Annotated in this window: 19 protein-coding genes; 16 read left to right on the top strand and 3 right to left on the bottom strand. The window is 68.0% G+C overall.

The features are described from left to right. Positions 1–5: 5 nt before the first annotated feature. The 3 genes from QZ258_RS01585 to QZ258_RS01575 are packed head-to-tail and all read right to left on the bottom strand — an operon-like array spanning position 6 to position 2,856. Complete coding sequence (locus tag QZ258_RS01585) at positions 6–1,043, bottom strand: hypothetical protein (protein ID WP_294178400.1); 1,038 nt, start codon at positions 1,041–1,043, stop codon at positions 6–8. After that, the gene (locus QZ258_RS01580) at positions 1,040–2,197 is read right to left on the bottom strand and encodes an ATP-binding protein (RefSeq protein WP_294178398.1); all 1,158 of its coding nucleotides are present in this window, start codon (positions 2,195–2,197) and stop codon (positions 1,040–1,042) included. Before QZ258_RS01580 ends, QZ258_RS01585 begins: the two co-directional genes overlap by 4 nt. Continuing rightward, on the bottom strand, positions 2,194–2,856 hold the full coding sequence (locus QZ258_RS01575; RefSeq protein ID WP_294178396.1) for a response regulator transcription factor: 663 nt from the start codon (positions 2,854–2,856) through the stop codon (positions 2,194–2,196). The genes QZ258_RS01580 and QZ258_RS01575 overlap by 4 nt, the downstream gene beginning before the upstream one ends. Before the next feature lie 216 nt (positions 2,857–3,072). Between QZ258_RS01575 and QZ258_RS01570 the strand changes: the two genes are divergently transcribed. From QZ258_RS01570 to rpsG, 16 genes are all read left to right on the top strand, one after another. Beyond that, entirely contained in the window at positions 3,073–3,423 is a 351-nt protein-coding gene (locus QZ258_RS01570; protein ID WP_294178395.1) for a hypothetical protein, read from the top strand. Positions 3,424–3,500: 77 nt separating this feature from the next. Further along, positions 3,501–4,283 carry a hypothetical protein gene (locus tag QZ258_RS01565; RefSeq protein WP_294178394.1) on the top strand — a complete coding sequence of 261 codons (783 nt, stop codon included), beginning with the start codon at positions 3,501–3,503 and terminating at the stop codon, positions 4,281–4,283. Continuing rightward, positions 4,255–4,668 carry a hypothetical protein gene (locus tag QZ258_RS01560; RefSeq protein ID WP_294178393.1) on the top strand — a complete coding sequence of 138 codons (414 nt, stop codon included), beginning with the start codon at positions 4,255–4,257 and terminating at the stop codon, positions 4,666–4,668. The genes QZ258_RS01565 and QZ258_RS01560 overlap by 29 nt, the downstream gene beginning before the upstream one ends. 131 nt (positions 4,669–4,799) lie before the next feature. After that, positions 4,800–6,464, top strand: a complete 1,665-nt coding sequence (locus QZ258_RS01555; protein ID WP_294178392.1) for a GspE/PulE family protein — start codon at positions 4,800–4,802, stop codon at positions 6,462–6,464. A gap of 32 nt (positions 6,465–6,496) precedes the next feature. Further along, a complete protein-coding gene (locus tag QZ258_RS01550; RefSeq protein ID WP_294178391.1) occupies positions 6,497–8,209 on the top strand; it encodes a type IV pilus twitching motility protein PilT in 1,713 nt (570 codons plus the stop codon). A 16-nt stretch (positions 8,210–8,225) separates the two neighbouring features. Continuing rightward, the gene (locus QZ258_RS01545; RefSeq protein ID WP_294178390.1) at positions 8,226–9,461 is read left to right on the top strand and encodes a type II secretion system F family protein; all 1,236 of its coding nucleotides are present in this window, start codon (positions 8,226–8,228) and stop codon (positions 9,459–9,461) included. Between the two features lie 150 nt (positions 9,462–9,611). Next, positions 9,612–10,034, top strand: coding sequence for a type IV pilin protein (locus tag QZ258_RS01540; RefSeq protein WP_294178389.1), 423 nt, complete (start codon positions 9,612–9,614; stop codon positions 10,032–10,034). 83 nt (positions 10,035–10,117) lie between these two features. Next, a complete protein-coding gene (locus QZ258_RS01535) occupies positions 10,118–10,549 on the top strand; it encodes a hypothetical protein (RefSeq protein WP_294178388.1) in 432 nt (143 codons plus the stop codon). After that, positions 10,546–11,115, top strand: a complete 570-nt coding sequence (locus tag QZ258_RS01530; RefSeq protein ID WP_294178387.1) for a type II secretion system protein J — start codon at positions 10,546–10,548, stop codon at positions 11,113–11,115. Before QZ258_RS01535 ends, QZ258_RS01530 begins: the two co-directional genes overlap by 4 nt. Continuing rightward, positions 11,106–12,881, top strand: a complete 1,776-nt coding sequence (locus QZ258_RS01525) for a polymer-forming cytoskeletal protein (protein WP_294178386.1) — start codon at positions 11,106–11,108, stop codon at positions 12,879–12,881. The genes QZ258_RS01530 and QZ258_RS01525 overlap by 10 nt, the downstream gene beginning before the upstream one ends. After that, positions 12,878–13,699 carry an A24 family peptidase gene (locus QZ258_RS01520; RefSeq protein ID WP_294178385.1) on the top strand — a complete coding sequence of 274 codons (822 nt, stop codon included), beginning with the start codon at positions 12,878–12,880 and terminating at the stop codon, positions 13,697–13,699. Before QZ258_RS01525 ends, QZ258_RS01520 begins: the two co-directional genes overlap by 4 nt. 25 nt (positions 13,700–13,724) lie before the next feature. Beyond that, on the top strand, positions 13,725–14,768 hold the full coding sequence (gene pilM, locus QZ258_RS01515; protein WP_294178384.1) for a type IV pilus assembly protein PilM: 1,044 nt from the start codon (positions 13,725–13,727) through the stop codon (positions 14,766–14,768). Beyond that, a complete protein-coding gene (locus QZ258_RS01510) occupies positions 14,765–15,523 on the top strand; it encodes a hypothetical protein (protein WP_294178383.1) in 759 nt (252 codons plus the stop codon). Before pilM ends, QZ258_RS01510 begins: the two co-directional genes overlap by 4 nt. Next, a complete protein-coding gene (locus QZ258_RS01505) occupies positions 15,520–16,224 on the top strand; it encodes a hypothetical protein (RefSeq protein ID WP_294178382.1) in 705 nt (234 codons plus the stop codon). Before QZ258_RS01510 ends, QZ258_RS01505 begins: the two co-directional genes overlap by 4 nt. A gap of 306 nt (positions 16,225–16,530) precedes the next feature. Continuing rightward, positions 16,531–16,905, top strand: a complete 375-nt coding sequence (gene rpsL, locus QZ258_RS01500; protein ID WP_141145283.1) for a 30S ribosomal protein S12 — start codon at positions 16,531–16,533, stop codon at positions 16,903–16,905. Continuing rightward, entirely contained in the window at positions 16,905–17,375 is a 471-nt protein-coding gene (gene rpsG, locus QZ258_RS01495; protein ID WP_294178381.1) for a 30S ribosomal protein S7, read from the top strand. The genes rpsL and rpsG overlap by 1 nt, the downstream gene beginning before the upstream one ends. The last annotated feature ends 48 nt before the right edge of the window (positions 17,376–17,423 follow it).

Below are 17,423 nucleotides of genomic sequence, written 5' to 3'. Positions count from 1 at the left end.
GTTCGTCAGTCGAGTTCGACGGCCCCGCTCGCACTTCGGTGCGGCGGGGTCGTCGTCGTTTCGAGGTTGTCGCGGGTCAGCACGAGGCGGCGCGGGTCGGAGTTGTCGACGAGCACGGTGGCGAGGGTCGTGCCGGTCTCGGGCGGGAGCCGGACGACGACGCGCCCCGAGTCGGTCGCGTCCAGTTCGGCCGCGATGCGGGCGCGGAGGCGGTCGGCGACGGCGCGCGAAAGGTCGGTGGCGCGGTCGTCCAGCAGTACCACCTCGATCCCGCGCTGGCGGGCGCGACGGGCTGAGGAGCTCACAGGCTCCCCGGCGAGGGTGCGCGCGCGCAGGCCGTCGCGCAGTTCGGCCTCGGCTAGGGCGGCCTCGCCGCGCACCTCCGGGGTGATGCGGGGCTCGCGCGCGATCGCGCGCAGCGACGGGGCGGCGATGCCGTAGGCCCAGCGCACGCGCGCGCGGCGTTCGTGTTCGGCCGCGTTGGCGGCCGCCGCCGCGGCCGCGAGCCGGCTGTTCGAGGCGCCGAGCGCATCCAGTTCGTCACTCACGCGGCCGACGGCGACGATGAAGACCGTGCCGATCACCAGGATCGCCACCTGGCGAATCATGATCGCCGCCATGGTCGCGACTCCGAAGTGCGACAGCGCGCCCCAGAGAAGCGCGGCGAGAGTCATGCTGAGCATTCCGATCCACGCGGTGCCGAGCCGACCGCGCAGCGCGACCGCGAGCAGCAAAAACGCGGAGGCGCCGAGGTGCCACATCGAGTGCCCGGTGCGAACGATCGGCCACGACACGAGGAGCACGAGCGCTGTGGGCGTGGCCGTCGCGATGACCGCATGCCGCAACGGCAGTGTGACCCCTCGCGTCGAGGTGGTCATCACGAGCACACTCGTGAACAGCGCAAGACCGACCAGGGTCGGCCAGGGGGAGTCGGGCGGGAGTGACGTGAGGCCGAGCACCGCGGTGACGGCGATCACGATGAGGCTCACCGCGCGCGTCGGGCCGCGCGGCAGGTCGAGGGCGCGGACCGGGATCCAGCTCACGACGTCACCGTCCACTCGAGCTCGATTTGCGTCCCCCGACCCGGCGCCGATCGAATTCGGGCCGTCGTATCGGGGCGTGACTCGAGTCGTCCCACGATGCTCGCGCGGAGCCCGAGTCGCTCCGCCGGAACGTCCTCGGGGTCGAAGCCGACGCCGTCATCGTCGATCGACACGATCAGACGATCGTGGTCGACCCGGACGCGCACGGTGGGGAGCGCATGGTTGAGGTGCGCGTGGCGGAGGGAGTTGCGCGCCGCCTCGGCGGCGGCGTCGGCGAGCGCGTCGGCGACGGCAGGGGGGACGCCGGGCACCTCGGCGGGGAAGAGCAGCGGGATCCGCGGATTCACCCGATCGAGTCGGGCGCGCAGTGCGCGACGGAGATCGACGGGCGCGTCTTCCGCCGCGTCGGACTCGTGCACCCCCGCGGTGAGTTCGGCGAGGGCGCTCCCGGCCTGCGCGCGCAACTCCGCGCTGCTGTCGCCGCCGCGCGATGCGAGCATCAACACCGATAACACGCTGTCGTGCAGGACGGCGTCGATGCGCTGGCGCTCGCGAGAGCGCGCGTGCGCCGCCGCGACGACGGCGGCATGGCGGGTGACGGCGCGGGTCTCCTCGTCGACCAGCCGCGCCCGGTCGATCGTGAAGTGGGCCAAGGCGATGAAGACGGCGCAGAACATGAACGAGTACAGGCCGTCCTGGATCCCGGCGACGAAGCCGCTCATGTCCGGGCCCCGCGTGCGCGAGGCGATCACGATGATCGAAATCAGGGCGTTGTACATCCAGCCGAGGCTGCGTGGCGCCGCGAGGGCGACCGCCGAGGTCGCGGCGGCGGTGTTGTTGAGCACCCACTGCGTTTCGGGAACGGGGAGCGGGTCGACGAGGAACAAGGAACTGAAAGCCGCGGCGAGGTAGCCGGTGCCTGCAACCGCGAGCAGGATGCGCGCCGCCCGAAGCGAGGCGACCGGCATGGCGAGCGCGGCGAGGACGGGAAGTTCGAACACCGCGATCGCGGCAGCCACGGTCCACCAGGCCGGAGCAAAGTCCTGTTGCACCCGGATCGACCCGATCGCGAGGAGCGCATACAGTGCCGCGCCGATCGCCACGACGACCGCCATGCTGCGGACCAGCCGCAACTCGGCGCTGTCCGCCGTCACTCGCGCCTCGCGCCCGGCCCCGCGACGTAGCCGTCTTCGACCGCGCGCTTGTAGAGGTCGACGCGGGAGGCGGCCGGCCGCCCGACGGCCGCGTACTTCATCCGAATCCGGCGAACGTATTCGGCGACCGTCTTCTCGGACAGGCCGGCGGCGTATGCCACGCTTACGGACTTCTCGCCCGAGGCGTAGAGGGCGAGGACTTCGCGCTCCTTGGGGCTCAGTCGGGCGTCGCTGAGTCGCGGGTCGGCGTCGATCGCCGCGGCCCACTCGATGGTCGCAACGGCGTCGCCACTGGCGGCGGCGCGAAGCGCGGCGAGCAGCACGTCGGAGGTGTCGGTCTTGCGGACGATCCCGAGCGCGCCGGCGGCGGCCGCGTCGCGCACCCCGTCGGCGTCCTCCGCTCCCGTGAAGCACAGCGCGGGCAGGCCGGCGGCGTGGAGTCGATTCAGGTTGCTCGTGATGCCCGAACCGTCGGCGAGGCGGATGTCGAGGACGACGAGATCGATCTCGGCCGATGCCTCGAGCACCGGCTCGATCGTCGCGGCGGACACGACCAGGCGGAAGTCGGGGTGATCGTCGAGGATCGCGGCGAGCCCGCGGCGCATCGCCTCGTGATCGTCGACGTGCGCCAGGCGCACGGGGCGGAGCGGGGCGTCCATCCGCGTCTCTCCCTTGGCATCCCGATCGGTGTGGCGCTCGAAGTCGGTTTGAGCCTACCGGCCACGGGGTTCGGCCGTCCGCATCCTGGGGGACGCCGAGCCGATTTTGTCCCCCAAACGGGTGTCAGGAAAGCGACGACTGGGGCGAACGGTCTGTGTCGCCCACACTGTTAGTCACAAAGCTTGACTAATTCGCCCGCGCTCAGGGGAGCAGACATGATTGTGCACCGCGACCTCATCTCGACGATTGCCGATGAGTGGAGTGCGTCCGCCGGGGACGCCTTCGACGCCGTGACCGGCGGAGTGATGTGCCGCGGATGCGCGACCTCCGACCTGGTGTCCGAACTGGGTGCCGCGGTGTGGCCGCACGGGGCCCTGCACCGACTGCTCGCGCCGATCGAAGAGGTCCTGGACTCGGCGGTTGAGACGTACATCGCGACCTCGCCCGACCGCGAGGCGACGCTGCACCTCGTCGACGCGTATCGCACCGAACTCCGATCAACCGCGCGCTCGGTCGTTGACCAGGCGCTGTTGCGAGGCAACTTTCTCGGCGCCGTTCCGGTCTAGGCCACCCGGAGGAAACCCGCCCGTCGCGCCTGGGGGTCAACTTGGTAGAGTGACCCCGAGACGTGAAGGAGACCTCCATGGCTGACGACTCCGAAGGACAGAAGCGCTCAACGCCGACCGCGGCGGACGGCGCCGAGAAGACGTTGTCTGACGCCGTCGAACTCGACCGTGACGGTCTCGCCGGCGCCGACGAGGTCGAACCGTTGACCGACGTCGAGACCGCGGCCGAGGCGGAGGTCGAGGTCGCCGAACCCGCAGAAAGCGGGGGCGAGGCTCCGGCTCGCGTCGTCTTCGTCGAGACGCCCGCCCCGCCAAGGAACCGCGGCAATCGCGTCGCGGGCGCGGCGCTGGCGCTGTTGGGCGCCGTGGTCTACGCGCTCGTGTACGCGCTCGCCGTCTTCATCCTGATTTTCGCCACCGAGCCCTCGGAGTTCGTCGCTGCGACGTTCTCCGCCTTCCTGAGCGGTGCTGCGCTCTGGATTCCGGTGCTGTTCTTCGCCCTGAGCTTCCTGCTCGCCGTGCTGGTGCTCAACCGCGCCGGCTGGTGGGTGCACATCGTGGTGAGTCTCATCGTGGGCGCCGCGACCTACTTCGGATCGATCGGCCTGCTGCTGGTGGTCGACAACGTCGTGTTGATGTCGCCCAGCGAGGCGAGCGATGCGTTCGTGGCGCTGGCGCTGGATCCGCGGGTCATCATCGCGGCGCTTGCGGCGCGTGAGGTGTCGATCTGGATCGGTCTGGCCGTCGCCGCACGTGGTCGGCGCGTGAAAGCGCGCAACCTCGAGCGTCGCGCCGCCTTCGAGCTCGAACTCGCCGAGAAGAAGGCGGAGCGTGAGCGGGCCGCGGCCAGCTCGACCTGAGTTCTTCCTGGCGCTGCTCACGACGGTCTTGTGGGCAGCGAGCACATTCGCGGCGATCGGGGTGCTGGCGTTCGCGCTTGACCGTGAACCGGTCATGCGACCGGTCGGTCCCGCCTACGCCTTCCTCGCCCTCGCCGGGGCCGGCGGATACCTCTGGCTGCTCACGGCGTTGGCCGTCCGAGCCACGAAACCGTGGCTCGCGATGGGGGCGGCGGGGGTGGGGGTGTACCTGGCGATCGTCGCGACGGCGTTCGTCGTTGATTTCGGGCTGCTGATCGAGCAGGCGACGAGCGTATTCGTCGTCACCGCCGCCCTCCTGGCGCCGCCGACGACCGCGCTCGCCTGGGGGCTCGCGACCGTCCGGGCCCCCCGGACGCGGGACTAGTACCGCTCGGATGCCCGGGATAGCCTGACGACCACAGAGCAGACGAGTCGGAGAACTTCCGGCGTCGCATCCGCTCTGGCACTGGCCGATTCGGGGGGAACGACCAGAGCAGTGAGCCCGTAGGGGGTGACATGGCCTCCCTTTCCGAGATTCTCATCATCCGTGGGCTGATGCCGATCCAGAGCCTGGATCAGGTGACCGGCGATCCCGCGCGTGATGATCAGCACGTCCGCGAGCTCATCGACAGCGGCATCGTGACCGAGAGCCAGGTGGCCTCGGCCCGCGCGGCGCAGCTCGGGCTGCCGTTCGTGGACCTGACCGAGTATCCGGTCGACCGTGCCGCCGTTGCGCTCGTGCCGATCCCCGTTCTGCGCCGATACAACGTCCTGCCGATCGGTCGTGACGCCGACCGCCTGCTGCTGGCGATGTCCGACCCGAGCAACGTCCTCGCGATCGACGATGTGCGCGCCGCGGTGCGGATGCAGGTGCGGCCGGTCATGGCCGAAGCCTCCGATCTGGCCGCTGCCCTCGATCGTTTCGTGCGCTCCGACGGCGAACTCGACGAGTTGAGCACCGCGATCGTTGAGGAGTCGAGCTCGTCGACCGATGTCGCGGTCAACGAGCCGGTCGAAGACGATGCGCCGATCGTGCGGTTCGTGAATCTGTTGATCAGCCAGGCGATTCAGGATCACGCCTCCGACATCCACATCGAGCCGGCCGAGAACGATCTCAACGTTCGCTACCGCATCGACGGCGTGCTGCACGAGATGAATCGGGCGCCCAAGAACATCCAGAACGGCGTGATCTCGCGACTCAAGATCATGTCCGATATCGACATCGCCGAGCGGCGCAAGCCGCAGGACGGCCGGATGTCGGTCATGCACTCCGGCCGGCGCATCGACCTGCGCGTCGCGACGCTGCCCACGGTGTACGGCGAAAAGGTCGTCATGCGTATCCTCGACAACTCGTCGACGGGGCTCGGCATGGACCAGCTGCGTCTGCTCGGCCGCAACGCCGAGGTGTACAAGAGGTCGTACACCAAGCCCTACGGAATGATTCTGGTCACGGGGCCGACCGGCTCCGGAAAGTCGACGACGCTCTACACGACGCTCAATGAGGTTTCGCGGCCGGAGATCAACGTGATCACCGTCGAGGATCCGGTCGAGTACCGTCTTGCCGGCATCAACCAGGTGCAGGTCAACCCGAAGGCCGGACTGACCTTCGCGAGCGCACTGCGGTCGATCCTGCGATCGGACCCCGACGTGGTGCTCATCGGTGAGATCCGTGACCACGAGACCGCACAGATTGCGATCGAGGCCTCGCTCACCGGCCACCTCGTCCTGTCGACGCTGCACACGAATGACGCCCCGAGCGCCATCACCCGACTCATCGAGATGGAGATCGAACCGTTCCTCGTCGGCTCCGCGATCGACTGCGTCGTCGCGCAACGACTGGCTCGTCGCCTGTGCGACCGTTGCAAAGAGCCGTACCAGCACGACGCGGCGGAGCTCGAGCACATGCGCTTCGGCTTCAACCCGATGGCCGGGGCGCCGACCCTGTACCGCGCGGTCGGCTGCGCGGCATGCTCGAAGACCGGCTACCGGGGGCGAATCGGCCTGCACGAAGTGATGCCGGTCACCGAAGAGATCGAACGCCTCGCCGTGTCGCGGGCGTCGGCTGCCGAGATCGGCCGCACCGCCGAGCAGCAGGGCATGATCACGCTTCGCCAAGACGGGTGGGCCAAGGTGCAACTCGGCCTCACTTCCATCGAAGAGATTCTGCGAGTCGTTGCCTGAGGCGACGAGCTCGCGTGCGAAAAGGAGGGGCCATGGACAAGCCCATTTACGAACTTCCGGTCACTGACGAGGGCGCGCCGCCATTCGGCGCACCCGGAGCCGGCGGGGCGACGCAGCCTCGGCACGGCGCGGTGCCGAACCAGATGTCGGGGCCGACAACGATCGACTACTCGCAACTCCCGCCCCCCGCGGACGCGCCTGTCGCATCGTACTTGTCGGCCCCGGCGCCGACCGCAGGCCCCGCGCCGGCCGCGGCAGCCCCGCACGGGGCGAGCCAGGGTGGCGCCCCGGTTCCGCCGCCCGGAACCGCGTCGGTCGGAGCCCCGACCGGCCCGATGGAGCCCGGGGCCTCGGGCTTCGCGCCGCCGCTTCCCGGATTCACCCCGGCGCCCGCGGCGATGTCCGCGCCCCCGGAGGCGAGGACGGCCGCTGCGCCTCCGGGCTACACGCCCGCTCCTGAGTCGACGCCCGGCTTCGAGCCCGCCTCGGGTGCCATGCCCGGGTTCACGCCGGCTCCGCAGGCTGCCGCTCTTCCGGTTCCGGAATTCCAGGAGGCCCCGAGCCTGAACTCGGCGCTGCTGCCGGACGCTCCCGCGTTCATCGACGACGAGTTCACCGCTGCCGCGCGGCAGACGGTCGACGCCGACCTGATCTCGGCGATGCAGCAGGTCCTCATGCTCGGTGCGTCCGACCTCCACGTCTCCGCCGGCAGTCCGCCGATGCTCCGCATCGACGGGGCGCTCCGGCCGGTCGAGAACGCCGAAGTCTGGGATCGCGTCCGGGTCTCCGAGGCCCTGCGATCGCTGCTCACCGACGCGCAAACCGAGCAGTTCGAGCGGGTGCTCGAACTCGACTTCGCGTTCACCCTGTCGGCCAATGCGCGGTTCCGCGTCAACTTCTACCAGCAGCGCGGCGCCATCGGAGCGGCGTTCCGACTCATCCCGACCGAGATCAAGCAGTTGGCTCAGCTCGGGGTCCCCGACAAGGTTGGCGACTTCGCCAAGCTCCCCCGCGGGCTCGTGCTCGTGACCGGGCCTACCGGATCGGGGAAGTCGACGACGCTCGCGGCGCTCATCGATCTCGTGAACCAGACGCGCACGGACCACATCGTGACGGTCGAAGACCCGATCGAGTTCTTGCATCGCAACCGGCGTTCGCTCGTCAATCAGCGCGAGGTCGGTCACGACACGCACGACTTCGGGAGTGCCTTGAAGCACGTGCTGCGTCAAGACCCCGATGTGATCCTCATCGGTGAGCTGCGAGACCTGGAGACGATCTCGGTCGCGCTCACCGCGGCCGAGACCGGCCACCTCGTCTTCGCGACCTTGCACACGCAGGACGCCGCGCAGACGATCGACCGTGTGATCGACGTGTTCCCGCCGCATCAGCAGGCGCAGGTGCGGGCCCAATTGGCGAGCACGCTTCAGGGCGTCGTGTGTCAGACGCTCGTCAAGCGCGCGAGTGGAACCGGGCGCGCGGTGGCCACCGAACTTCTGGTGACGACCTCGGCGATCGCCAACCTCATCCGCGAGGGCAAGACCTACCAGGTGCGCTCGGCGCTGCAGGCGGGCCGCGGGCTCGGGATGCACACGATGGACCAGCATCTCGCTGAACTCGTCAACACCGGCCAGGTCAGTTTCGGCGCCGCGGTCGAGAAGGCTCAAGATCTCGAAGACTTCAAGCGGCTCGTCAACCGTTCGGGTGAAGCCGACGCGGGCGCCCCGACGTTCTCGAGCCAGATGTGACTCGGAAGGACCAGACATGTCGAACACATTGACCTACGCGTACAAGGGTCGCGACGCCGCGGGCAAGCTCGTCAAGGGACGCGTCGAAGCCCCGAGCGAAGCCGCGGTGGTGAGCCGTCTGCGCACGATGTCGATCGCGCCGATCGAGATCAGCCAGTCCGCCGCGGCAACCGGCCTCCAGATGGAGCTGAGCTTCGGCAGTCGCGACAAGAAGATCAATCTGAAGGATCTCGCGGTCATGTCGCGCCAGTTGGCCACCATGATCGCGGCAGGTCTGTCGCTGTTGAAAGCGCTCACCATCCTGTCGGAGCAGACCGATAACAAGGCGCTCGCGCGCTCGCTCGGCGCCGTGCGCCAGCAGGTCGAGACCGGGAGTTCGTTCTCGGACGCCCTCGCACGCCAGGGCCGGGTGTTCCCGCCGCTCATGATCCACCTGGTGCGCGCAGGCGAGACGGGCGGCTTCCTCGATCAGTCCCTCGAGTCGACCGCCCACACCTTCGAAAAGGACGTGCAGCTGCGTCAGACGATCAAGTCGGCCATGACGTACCCGGTCGTCGTCCTCGTGATGGCGATCGTGGCCGTGATCGGAATGCTGCTGTTCGTTGTTCCGGTTTTCAAGACGATGTTCGCCGACCTCGGGGGAGAGCTGCCGCTTCCGACGCAGATTCTCGTCGTGCTGTCCGAGAACATGTACTGGATTCTGCCGATCGTGCTCGCGGCCGGCGGTGCGGGTGCCTGGTGGTGGAGCAAGAACAAGTATGAAGACAAGGTGCGCTCGGTCGTCGACCCGTGGCGTCTCAAGATCCCGGTGTTCGGCGAGCTCTTCCGCAAGGTGGCGATCGCCCGCTTCGCGCGCAACTTCGCCACGATGACGCGGTCAGGGGTTCCGATTCTTCAGTCGCTCGCGATCGTCGGCGACACCTCGGGCAACTGGGTGATCGAGGAGGCGCTGCGCAAGATCCAGGACTCGGTCCGCTCGGGCAAGTCGGTGTCCGGCCCGATGGGGCAGGAGGCGGTGTTTCCGCCGATGGTGGTCCAGATGGTCGCCGTCGGCGAGGACTCGGGGTCGATGGAGCAGATGCTGGGCAAGATCGCGGACTTCTACGAAGACGAGGTCCAGTCGATGACCGAACAGCTCACGGCACTCATCGAGCCGCTCATGATCGCCTTCATCGGCGTCATCATCGGCGGCATCATCCTGGCGCTCTACATGCCGATGTTCGCGCTGTACGACCAGATCGGCGCGTCGTAGGCCCCCGTACTGGGGCCGGGATTCGACCAGTCTCCCCCCGTTCGCGGGATTCCGGAGGCGAACTCGATAACTGAACATTGTTGTGGGGGGTCAAGCACCATGGGGGGCCGCCCATCCAAATCTCGATAACTCGAACAGGATGGCAAAGAAATGATGTCTGCAATTCACAAGTCGATCGCCGCGAAGCGCGACGCGATCAAGAACGACGAAAAGGGCTTCACGCTCATCGAGCTCCTCGTCGTCGTCCTCATCATCGGAATCCTGACCGCGATCGCCGTTCCGGTGTTCATCGGTCAGCAGGACCAGGCCAAGGACGCCGCGGCGAAGTCGGACCTCGGGGTCGCCAAGGTGGCGCTCGTGTCGTACTTCACCGCGAACCCGAGCGCCGCGACGCCGGCTGCCGGCGATCTGGCCACCTACGGCTACGTCGCGTCGTCCGGTGTCGGCACGATCGCGATCACCGCGGGTTCGACCTCGTCGGACTTCTGCATCTCGGCCGCCTCGGCCACCGGCACCACGTACTACATCTCTGAGAGCGCTGCGGTGAGCACCACCGCGTGCTCCGTCGGCTAAGTCCCGACCACGCTGTGGGGCGTCGGAGGATCTCCGGCGCCCCACAGCATCAGCATCACGATCCGAGAGGGGGGCTCGATCGCATGGACAACGCAACTCGCACCGAGACTCGTCTCGGCACCGGAAACACCACCGGCGACGACCAGGGCTTCGGCCTGGTGGAGATCGTCGTCTCGATGTTCGTGTTGGCAGCGCTCTCGCTCGCCTTCATTCCCCTGCTCGTGCAGGGACTCAAACTTTCCGCCGAGAACACGTCGCTCGCGACCGCCAATCAGCTCGTCAACGAGCAACTGGCTCTGGTTCAAGATGCGGGTCCGTATTGTGACGCGGTTCAGGTGCTCGCCGGCGAGGCCGACACGGTCGACCCGCGCGGCGTCACGATCCGCATTACCACCGTGATCGATGCCTGTCCGACGTCCGCCGTCGGGACGGTCAAGGCGAACGTGACCGCGACGCGCATGGACTCCGGCGAGACGGTCGTCTCGGCGGCGACTCTGGTGTACGTGACGACATGATCCGACTCCGCCTTCGCCGTGATGACGGCTTCACCCTGACCGAGATGATCGCCGCAGCGGCTATCTTCTCGCTCGTCTCTCTCGCGCTCGGCGGCGTGATGATCAGCATCACGAACGCCCAGGCGCAGGTGACGACCTCGACCTCGGCGACAAGCATGGCGCAGGCGACCGCCGACAGCATCGACTCCGGGGTGCGCAACGCCTCGGCGCTGAACCTGGAGGCGTCCGGCAGCGATCAGCTGCTCGTCGCCAAGGTGGCTGGCGCGGGCACCACGCTCACGTGGCACTGCCGGGGTTGGTTCTACTCGAGCTCTGATGGCGGCAAGATCTGGATGACCCAGACCGCGGACGGGACCAAGATCACGGTTCCCGATGCCGCAGAGCTCGCCAGTTGGACGCTGTTGGTCGACGGCGTGACGCCGAGCTCGGGGAGCACGGTGTTCACGCGATCCGGATCCAGCGTTGAGGTCGGTTTTCTCGTTGCCGTGACGGGGACAAGTCCCGTTCAGATGGACTTCACGACGACATCGCTGCTGGGTGTATCGGAGGACGCATCATGCTTTTGACTCGTGTGAATTCTCGGCTGGCCGCGTGGCGCGATGAGGAGCGCGGCGCGGCGATGGCGTCCGTGATGGCGCTGCTCGCCGTGTCGTTGCTGCTGTCGACGCTTGTTGCCAGCTCGGTGGTGACGGCGACCGGCGTGACGTCGAGCGCCCGAGCCAACGTCCAGTCGCAGGCGGCCGCGGAGGCGGGCGTCGCCGCGGCGAGGGCCGGTCTGGTCGCTGGCACCTGCTCCGCCTCGGGCAACCAGTACGCGAGTGCGTCGGGCGCGACTCCGAGCTACCTGGCGACGATCTGGGTGCCGCTCGGCTCCGGCTGGACGCGAGGATGCCCGGCGAGCCTCACCACTCAGGTGCGCATCCTCTCGACGGGGTATGCCTCGGCCGAAGGCGTCGCGGGCAACTCGGCTCACGACTCCAGCCATCTCGAAGTGGTGCTGTCGAACGCGACGACGTCGGCCCAGATCAACGCGACCGGGCCGGCCGTCTACGCGTTCAGCGCGACCGGGTTCTCCGGCGGCGGCTCCTTGGTCGGTGTCGACGGCTCGAACCCCGCGATCTTGATCAAGACCGGCGACGTGGACTGCACGGGTGGCGCCGACGGCGAAACCGATATCGTCGTCGCCAACGGTGACCTGAAAGTCGCCGGCGGATGCCTGATCACGGGGAATGCGTGGGCGACCGGCGTCATCACCATGCCGGGTGGCCCAGACATCGGCGGCAACGCCGTGGCGACCGCCATCTCGATCACGGGAGGTAGTTCGGTCGGCGGGAGCGTGTGGGTCACCAACGACGTCAGCATGTCGGGCGGAGCGACGGTCGGCGGCAACGTCTCGGCGGCAAGCATCGACTTCTCCAACGGCGGCACCGTCGCCGGAAATGTGCAGGTCACCGGCCTCGCGAACTTCAAGAACTCGGGAACGGTCGGCGGCAACCTCACCGCGGGCACGCTGACGTTCAAGAGTGGCGGCCTCGTGAAGGGCCACGCCTGGGTCTACGGTGCGACCACCCTCGACTGGGGTTCGAAGATCGAGAAGAACCTTCGTACGGCGTCGCTGTCGCAGCCGAGGAACTCGAGCGGCCTCGTCGGCGGCACCACGACGGTGGCCTCGAGCTCGGCGAACTCGAGCCCGTACGCGACGAATCCGTCGGCGCCCACGGCGCCGCTCGTGCCCGACTGGGTTGACTTCGACTACGACCCGAGCGAGTGGGACGGCTTCACCGTCAAGACCATCACGGGATCGTCGTGCTCGTACTCTCAGGTGGTTTCCGCGATCAACAGCGCCGCCGGCAGCAAGGTCCTCATCAACGCGCTCGGGTGCTCGAAGGGCATCTCGATCGGGGGAAGCGACGTGGTGACCCTGACGGCCGACACCGCGATTTTCACCAACAAGCTGAGCCTGAGCGGCGGCGGCGGGTTCACCGCGAGCAGCGCCAAGCGGCTGTGGTTGGTCACTCCCGACGAGACCGACAACGATCAGCCCACGTGCACGAGCGGCAACAACTCGTACAGCATCTCCGGCGGGTTCAGCTTCAGCACCAACCTGAGCGTCATGATGTACACCCCGTGCGACGTGTCGCTCGGGTCCAGCACGACCTTCCGGGGCCAGGTGTTCTCGGGCCAGGCGGGGATCTCCGGAGGGGCGACCCTCGGATACGTCGCGGTCGGGCTTCCCGGCGTCGACTTGAACACGGGCCAAGAGACGACCGTCTCCGCGACTGAACTCGATCGCACCGTGGTCTCGTCTCGAAACGTGAGCGTCGGCAATTGACGATCTCGCTCGTGGCAGGTGCGTTCGGGGCGCTGATCGGATCGTTCCTGAATGTCGTCGTCTATCGCGTGCCGGCCCGTCGGTCCATCGTGTCGCCGCCGAGCGCGTGCGGCGCGTGCGGTCACGCGATTCGGCCGTACGACAACATCCCCGTCGTCTCCTGGCTGGTGCTCCGCGGTCGGTGTCGCGACTGCCAGGCGGCGATCTCGCCGCGCTACCCGCTCGTCGAACTCGCGACCGCGGTGTTCTTCGCCGTCGTGGCGTGGGTCTTCGCCCCCGACATCGTCGACGCGACCTCGCCGGCCGCGCTCGCCGCAGGGATCGTGCAGTTCATTGCCTATCTCTATCTTGCGGCGATCAGCATTGCCTTGGCGCTCATCGATCTCGACACCCGACGCCTCCCGAATGTGCTGGTGTTGCCGGCCTACGCCGTCGGCGGGCTTCTGCTCACGACGGTCGCGGCGCTGAGGGGCGACTGGGGCGCGCTGGCCACTGCCGGGCTGGGGCTCGTGATCTGGGGTGGCCTGTACTTCGCGCTCGCGCTCGCCTGGCCCGGCGGAATGGGCTTCGGCGATGTCAAACTCGCGGGCGCCCTGGGCCTGTTCTTGGGCTTCCTCGGCTGGCCGACTCTCGGCGTCGGCATCGTCGCGGGGTTCCTCGCCGGTGGCATCTTCGGCATTGCGCTCATGTTGGCCGGGCGCGGGCGCAAGGCTGCGATAGCGTTCGGGCCGTGGATGCTCCTCGGTGCGTGGGTGGGAATCCTCGGTGGTCCCGCGATCTTCCATGGCTACCTCGGACTATTCGGACTAGCGCTCTAGAGCGACGAAACACAGGGAGACAGCGATGAGTGGCACAGTGGTCGGCGTCGACATCGGCAGTGCGTCGATTCGCGCCGTCGAGGTGCGGGACTTCGACACCGCGAAGCCCGTGCTGGTGCGCGCGCATGAAGTCCCGGTGCCCGACACCTCGGTGCGGCGCGGCGAAGTGATCGAGGTCGCGACGGTCGCGACCGCGCTCCGCCGGCTGTGGGCCACCGGTCGGTTTAGCTCGAAGCGGGTGATCCTCGGAATCGGCGGTACGCGCGTGTTCGCGCGTGACCTCGTGGTCCCGCGGGCGCCGTTGGACCAGATCCGCGAGTCGCTACCGTTCCTCGTCCAGGATCTGCTGCCGGTGCCGGTCGCCGAGGCCGTCCTCGATTACTACCCGATCGCGGAGTCGGAGTCGGAGTCCAATGCCGAGGTGTCCGGGCTGCTCGTCGCAGCGGTCAAAGAGGCCGTGAACGCTAACGTGACGGCCGCGATCAGCGCCGGACTCGACCCGATCCACGTTGATCTCATTCCCTTCGCGCTGGTGCGGGCGATGACGCCGCAGCGCACCTCGCGAGGGCGCGAAGTCGTGGTCTCGCTCGGCGCGAACACGACCAACGTCGTGGTGGTCGAGGATGGGGTGCCGCAGTTCGTGCGCATCATTCCGAACGGCGCCGACGACATCACCCGTGCGCTCGCGACCCGACTGCAGTGGGCGCCGGAACGCGCCGAGCAGACCAAGCGATCCCTGGGGATGGGTGCGGCCATGCTGCGTCCCGAGGACCGGCCCGCCATCGAGATCATCTACGAGGTCGTGGGGGAGCTGCTGTCGAGCGTGCGCAACACCTTGAGCTATTACGCCAACGCGAAGCCGAACGAGCCGGTCAGCCGAATCCTGCTGTCGGGCGGCGGAGCGCTGATGTCCGGCGTCCCGAACGCGCTCGCTGACCTCACCGGGCTGCCGGTCGCGCTCGCCGAACCGTTGGAGCGGGTGGCGTCGAAGGTGCGTGAGCGGCGCACGGCCGCCGAGAACGACCGCTTCGTCGTCGCGTTCGGTCTGGCACGAGGGAGTCACCGATGAGCGGCACGACGAACAAGAAGCTGGTGCTTTCCGGTGAGCCGAGCGTTCAGCTCCTTCCCCCGATGGTGCGCGAACGCGCCAAGGTGCGGGAGTCGCGGCGGATCATGGTCCTGCTCATGGTGCTCGCCGTCGTGGTGGTCGCGGGCGGGGTGACCTTCGCGTTCACGCAATCGGTGGCCTCTCAGGTCGCGCTCGCGGACGCGCAGGCGAAGACGGACGCGTTGCTGGCGGAGCAGTTGACCTACGCGGAGGCGGCGGCGGTTGCCGACCTCGTCGAGGCGACCAAGGCGGCGCAGCTGGTGGTGACGGCGACCGAAGCGGACTGGGCCAGTATCTACTCCGAGGTCTCCCGGCGACTCGCCTCGGAGTCGAGCATCGACGCGGGCGTCATCGCGGCGCCGGCGCCGTGGGACGGGATCGTCGCGACGACCACCGACATCGACAACGTTGACGGACTGATCTCGGTCTCGGTCGTTGTCCAGTCGAAGAAAATCATCACCGCCGCGGAGATCGCCGATCGGCTGCACACGATGACCGGCTACGCCTCGTCGTGGATTGCGAGCACCGAGTACGACGACGGGGACCACGTGTACATGACCAGTGTCGTGGTGACGCTGAACGCTGAGGCGTTGACGCACCGTTTCGCGGAAACCACGGACGAGGAGTCGGCCGACGGCGACGCGACCGAGGAAACCGAGGAGACCGACGGTTCCGAGGATCCGTCTGCCGAACCGACCGAGGAGGCGACACCGTGAATGCCCAACGACTCTGGGGGTTGATGACCGCCGTGATCATCGTCGCCGTGCTGGGTCTCGGCTGGTTGCTCGGCGTCGCTCCGCTGCTGGCGGTCGCACGCGACGCCGACGAGCAGCGCGAGGCGGCCGAGGCGACGAATCTGGCGCAAGAGGCGACGCTCGTGGAGCTGCGCGCGAAGTTCGACAACGTGGATGAGTACCGTCTGGAGCTCGAGGAGCTGCGCGAGACGCTGCCCGCGAGCTCCGATATCGAGGCCTTCTACGCCCAGCTCTCGCGAACGGCGGACGATGTCGAGGTGCTGATCACGGGGATCACCACGGGTCAGCCTCGGCTCTACGGGACCAACGACGACGGCAGCGCCGTCACGATCCCGGAGGGGTCGGCCGCGGCGGCTCCCGCGCTGACCGGACGTGCCGCCGAAGCGCTGTACGTCGTGCCGGTCAGCATCACCTTGCAGAACAAGCCGAACGAGGTGGTGGACTTCGTCGGCGCGCTCCAGCGGAGCACGCGCGTGATCCTGGTCACGAACGTCGCGTTCGTCGGCGGCTACTCGGGCGCTCCCAGCGGCACGATCACGGCCTACATCTTCGTCATGCACGATCCGAGCTATGATCCGGACGCGCCGAAGGTCGAGGAGACGCCCGCCCCGGAGCCGACCGAAAGCGCGACGGCGACGCCGTCCCCGACGCCCACGCCATAGTCGGGGGAGGCGGCGCGAAGTCCGGCGCGACATTGCGCCGCATTACTCACCCGACTATCATCGAGTGCGTGTGTGCTCTGTGCACACGATTCCCCGTGTCTGCGCAACTGCGGTTGCGCGAGGCGGGGGTCGGATGAGTCGAGCACACCACGAGGGTCACGCCCGTCGAAGAGATTCGACGCGGGTGGCCCCCACGGCATATCCATCACACACACGCGAGTCGGTTCCGGGTTGCGGATGGATCCCGATGGACGATTTACCACCCATCAGCCGCTGTCACCGTGCAGCGATTATTGAGGAGCACTTTTGCCCACCATTCAACAGCTGGTCCGCAAGGGCCGGACGCCGAAGGTCGTCAAGACCAAGGCGCCGGCGCTGAAGGCCAATCCCCAGCAGCGCGGGGTTTGCACCCGCGTCTACACGACCACCCCGAAGAAGCCGAACTCGGCGCTTCGCAAGGTCGCTCGCGTCAAGCTTTCCAACGGCACCGAGGTCACCGCCTACATTCCCGGCGAGGGCCACAACCTGCAGGAGCACTCGATGGTGCTCGTCCGCGGCGGTCGTGTGAAGGACCTCCCCGGCGTGCGCTACAAGATCGTGCGCGGCGCGCTCGACACCCAGGCCGTCAAGAACCGTCAGCAGGCGCGTAGCCGCTACGGCGCGAAGAAGGACAAGAAGTAATGCCTCGTAAGGGTCCCGCCCCGAAGCGTCCCGTCGTCGCCGATCCGGTGTACGGCGCGCAGGTCGTCAGCCAGCTCGTCAACAAGATCCTCCTCGACGGAAAGAAGGACCTCGCTCAGCGCATCGTGTACGGCGCGCTCGACGGTGTCGCTCAGAAGTCCGGTCAGGATGCCGTCCAGGTTCTCAAGAAGGCGCTCGACAACGTGCGCCCGACCCTCGAGGTCAAGAGCCGTCGTGTCGGTGGATCGACGTACCAGGTTCCGGTCGAGGTCAAGCCGCACCGCGCGAACACTCTCGCGCTGCGCTGGTTGACCAGCTACGCCAAGTCGCGTCGTGAAAAGACGATGACCGAGCGCCTGACCAACGAGATCCTCGACGCGTCGAATGGTCTCGGCGCGGCCGTCAAGCGCCGCGAAGACACTCACAAGATGGCCGAAGCGAACAAGGCCTTCGCGCACTACCGCTGGTAGCACGCAGTCGGTCGAGGAGCGCGCGAGCGCGGATCGGGACTCCGGTTT

This window comes from uncultured Schumannella sp. (assembly GCF_905479755.1).
Lineage (GTDB): Bacteria > Actinomycetota > Actinomycetes > Actinomycetales > Microbacteriaceae > DCRR01.
The sequence above is the reverse complement of the archived record's forward strand: the minus strand, read 5'-3'. Positions and strand labels throughout refer to the sequence as shown.